Genomic DNA, 3,974 nt, shown 5'->3' with positions numbered 1-3,974 from the left:
CGGCATGGCCCACAAGGCCGGCGAGTATCCGCAGAACCTCTCGGGCGGCCAGCAGCAGCGCGTCGCCATCGCCCGCGCCCTGTGCACCAAGCAGCCGATCATCCTCTTCGACGAGCCGACCTCGGCTCTCGACCCCGAGATGGTCCAGGAGGTCCTCGACGTCATGATCGAGCTGGCGCAGGAGAACATCACGATGATCTGCGTCACGCACGAGATGGGCTTTGCCCGCCAGGTCGCTGACCGCGTCGTCTTCATGGAGGACGGCCGCATCCTCGAGACCGGCACCCCCGAGCACTTCTTCGAGAACCCCGAGAACCCGCGCTGCCGCGAGTTCCTCTCCAAGATCCTGCACTAGCGCCCCACGGCGTCACCGCCGGCCCTCCGGCGCCCCAATTCGCGTAACAACCCACTAGGGAAGGGATTTCATCATGGCCTCTATGTCTCGTCGCTCGTTCCTGCAGCTCTTCGGCGCGTCCGCTGCGGCGGTCGCCGGCCTCGGCCTCGTCGGCTGCGGCGGCTCCTCCAACTCCGGCTCCTCCGACTCCAAGGTCGAGACCATCAAGTCCCGCGGCAAGCTCAAGTGCGGCGTGAAGAAGGACGTCGTGGGCTACGGCCTGCTCAACACCTCCACCAACACCTACGAGGGCATGGAGATCGACCTGTGCTACCAGGTCGCCGCCAAGGTCTTCGGCTGCTCCTACGATGAGGCCAAGTCCAAGGACCTCTGCGAGTTCACCGACGTCACGCCCAAGACCCGCGGCCCGCTCATCGACAACGACCAGCTTGACCTGATCTGCGCCACCTACACCATCACCGACGACCGCAAGAAGTCCTGGGACTTCACCGACCCCTACCGCACCGACCACGTCGGCATCCTCATCAAGAAGGGCTCCATGTCCTCGATGGCCGACCTCGACGGCAAGCACATCGGCGTCTCGCAGGGCTCCACGACCAAGGGCGCCATCACCAAGATGCTCGCCGACAACGGCTTCAGCGTCACCCCGCAGTTCGACGAGTACCCCGACTACCCGTCCATCAACTCCGCGCTCGATGCCGGCCAGATCGACGCCTTCGCCATGGACCGCTCCACGCTGAAGACCTACACCACCGACGACAAGGAGCTTCTGCAGCCGGAGATCGAGTTCGGCGCCCAGGACTACGGCATCGCCACCAAGAAGGGCTGCGACCTGTCCGAGGTCACCGAGGCCGTCGTCAAGGACGTCACCTCCAACGGCTGGATCGACGAGGAGATCAAGACCTGGGGCCTGCTCTAAGGCTTGCCTCCTCTTGCCGCTCGGTGAGCATGCACTCGCCGAGCGGCACCCGGCCGCCCGGGGGCTCCACCAGGCCCGGGCGGCCTGTACTTGTACGGTAACCAGAAGGGAAAGAGATGCTAGACGGACTTCTCGACCCGATGCGATGGTCGATGACCTTCGCCGAGATGGACTCTTTGTGGGATGGCTTCGCGCTCACCCTCAAGGTCGTCGCGGCGGGCCTCGCGCTCTCGCTCGTGCTCGGCACGATCCTGGGCGTCTTCTCGACGACCCGCTCGCGGATCCTGCGCGGGATCAGCCGCGTGTACGTCGAGTTCTATCAGAATACGCCGCTGCCGGTTCAGGTCTTCTTTATGTACATGGCCGGGCCTAAGCTCCTCCAGGCCATCCTGCACACGACCGACCCCATCCGCACCACGGCCTTCGCGCTCGGCACGCTGGGCGTCGGCCTCTACCACGCGGCCTATATCTCTGAGGTCATCCGCACGGGTATCGAGGCCGTCCCCAAGGGCCAGATGGAGGCGGCGCTCTCGCAGGGCTTCACCCGCGTGCAGGGCTATATCTACGTTATCCTCCCGCAGACCTTCAAGATCATCCTGCCCCCGCTGTGCAACCAGGCGCTCAACCTCGTCAAGAACACCTCGGTGCTCGCGATGATCGCGGGCGGCGACCTGATGTACAACGCGGACAACTTCGTCTCGACCTACGGCTACCTGCAGGGCTACATCATGGCGTGCGTGCTCTACTTCATCATCTGCTTCCCCCTGGCGATCCTCGTCCAGTGGCTCGAGAAGCGCTCCAAGGAGCGCCCGCGCGCCAAGGACATCCCTGGCATCACGGACGCCGCCGACCTCGCGAAGGAGGCGTAGCCGATGGAGATCTTCACCCCCGACAACGTCAGCTTCATGCTCGGCGGTTTCGCAAAGACGCTCGTCATCTCGTTTTTCGCCATCATCCTCTCGATCGTGTTCGGCACCGTGCTCGCCATGGTCAAGCAGTTCTGCAAGGGCAAGCTCAAGGTGTTCAGCCTGCTCGTGAGCGCCTACATCGAGCTGTTCCGCTGCACGCCTAACCTGCTGTGGATCCTCTTCATCTACTTCACGGTCAAGGGCAACGACGTCGTGATCTCGGTCCTCGCGTTCACGATCTTCACCTCCGCCGTCATGGCCGAGATCATCCGCGGCGGCTTCAACTCGATCCCCAAGAGCCAGTTCGAGGCCGCCCAGTCGCAGGGCTTCGGGTTCTTCGCGAGCATGCGGCTGATCATCTTGCCCCAGACCTTCAAGACGATCATCCCGGCGCTCTTCTCGCAGTGCACGACCGTCATCAAGGACTCCTCGTACTTGGCCGGCATCAACGTGGCCGAGTTCATGTACACCTCCAAGGTCGTCATGGCCAAGACCACGGGTCTCGAGGGCGTGCTGCTCGTCTACGGGTTCGTCTTCCTGCTGTACTTCGCGCTCAACTTCGGAATCTCGCTCCTCATCCGAATGTACCAGCGGCGCATCGCAGCCGCGTAGTATCGTTGAGGCGGGCGAGGGGAGGAGCCCTTCGCCCGCCTTTTTTTCGTTATGCCCGAGCATAAGTCCCGCGACCACACGGTCCCGCGACCACAAGGAGGTCCGCTATGTCCATCGATACCGAAGCAGTCTCCCCGGATGTGGAGACGTACCCCGTCGTCGTCACCATCGCCCGCGACTTCGGAGCGGAGGGCCACGAGATCGGAAAGATGCTCTCGCTCGAGCTCGGCATCCCTTTCTACGACAACGAGGTGCTGGTCCGCGCCTCTGAGCGCGCCGGCTCCAGCGTGAGCGACGCCGCTGCCTATGACGAGCAGTGCGCCGCCGAGCTCTTCGCCTTCCTGCCCGACCGTATGGACGCCCGCTCCAACGGCGACAAGCTCTTTGCCCACGTGGTCGACGTCGTCCAGGAGCTCGGCAGCCAGAGCTGCATCATCGAGGGCCGTCTTTCCGACTACATCCTGCGCGACAACCCGAACCGCATCGCGGTGCTGGTCACGGCCCCGCTCGACGCCCGCATCGAAATCGTGCGCAGCAAGCGCGGCTGGGACGAGAAGCGCGCAAAGAAGCTCGTCAAGAAGATGCAGCGCGGCCGCGAGCTGTTCTACGACCGCTACTCCAAGGGCAAGAACGGCCTGCACGACAACAAGGACATCGTCGTGAACCGCGCCCGCTTCGGCCGTCAGGGCTGCGTGGACATCATCGCCGCGGCGTACCGCGCCAAGGTCGCCGCGATCGACGCGGCCGCTGTTGCCGAGGCCGATGCCACGGGCGCCGTCGCGGCTGACGCGACCGCCGCGCACCCGGCGGAGTAGGCGATGGCCGGCAAGCCCCAGACCCTCGCGACGACCTCGGCCTTCGAGGTCCTGGGCCCCGTCATGGTGGGCCCTTCTTCCTCCCACACGGCGGGCGCGCTGAGGTGCGCCCAGGTCGCGGCGTCGCTCGTCGACGGGCGCGTGTCGCAGGTCGCGTTCACGCTGTGGAACAGCTTCGCGCACACCTACCGCGGCCACGGCACCGACCGCGCGCTCGTGGCCGGCGTGCTGGGCCTTACGACCGACGACGAGCGGATCCGCGACGCGTTCGCGCTCGCGGACGAGGCCGGGCTCGAGTACTCCTTCGAGGTCGGCGGCGACGACGCCACCATGCACCCGAACACGGTCGACATCCGGATGGAGAG

5 protein-coding genes and 1 pseudogene are annotated in these 3,974 nt (G+C 65.1%); all 6 read left to right on the top strand.

Annotated features, from left to right (window positions below; translation table 11 throughout):
* The coding region (locus tag ACT84W_RS05880; RefSeq protein ID WP_444328543.1) for an amino acid ABC transporter ATP-binding protein at positions 1-355 on the top strand (355 nt) is incomplete at its 5' end.
* Positions 356-428: 73 nt separating this feature from the next.
* Positions 429-1,274 carry a transporter substrate-binding domain-containing protein gene (locus ACT84W_RS05875; RefSeq protein ID WP_432291416.1) on the top strand — a complete coding sequence of 282 codons (846 nt, stop codon included), beginning with the start codon at positions 429-431 and terminating at the stop codon, positions 1,272-1,274.
* A gap of 116 nt (positions 1,275-1,390) precedes the next feature.
* Positions 1,391-2,143 (top strand): amino acid ABC transporter permease, encoded by a 753-nt coding sequence (locus ACT84W_RS05870; RefSeq protein WP_417575135.1) that lies wholly within the window; start codon positions 1,391-1,393, stop codon positions 2,141-2,143.
* A gap of 3 nt (positions 2,144-2,146) precedes the next feature.
* Complete coding sequence (locus ACT84W_RS05865) at positions 2,147-2,794, top strand: amino acid ABC transporter permease (protein WP_444328542.1); 648 nt, start codon at positions 2,147-2,149, stop codon at positions 2,792-2,794.
* A gap of 107 nt (positions 2,795-2,901) precedes the next feature.
* Positions 2,902-3,609 (top strand): AAA family ATPase, encoded by a 708-nt coding sequence (locus ACT84W_RS05860; RefSeq protein WP_444328541.1) that lies wholly within the window; start codon positions 2,902-2,904, stop codon positions 3,607-3,609.
* A gap of 3 nt (positions 3,610-3,612) precedes the next feature.
* Positions 3,613-3,974 (top strand): annotated as a pseudogene (locus ACT84W_RS05855) (serine dehydratase beta chain); the annotation flags it as partial.

This window comes from Paratractidigestivibacter sp. (assembly GCF_052362415.1).
Classification (GTDB): domain Bacteria; phylum Actinomycetota; class Coriobacteriia; order Coriobacteriales; family Atopobiaceae; genus Paratractidigestivibacter.
Note: the sequence above shows the minus strand (reverse complement) of the source record. Positions and strands in the feature narration are given on the sequence as shown.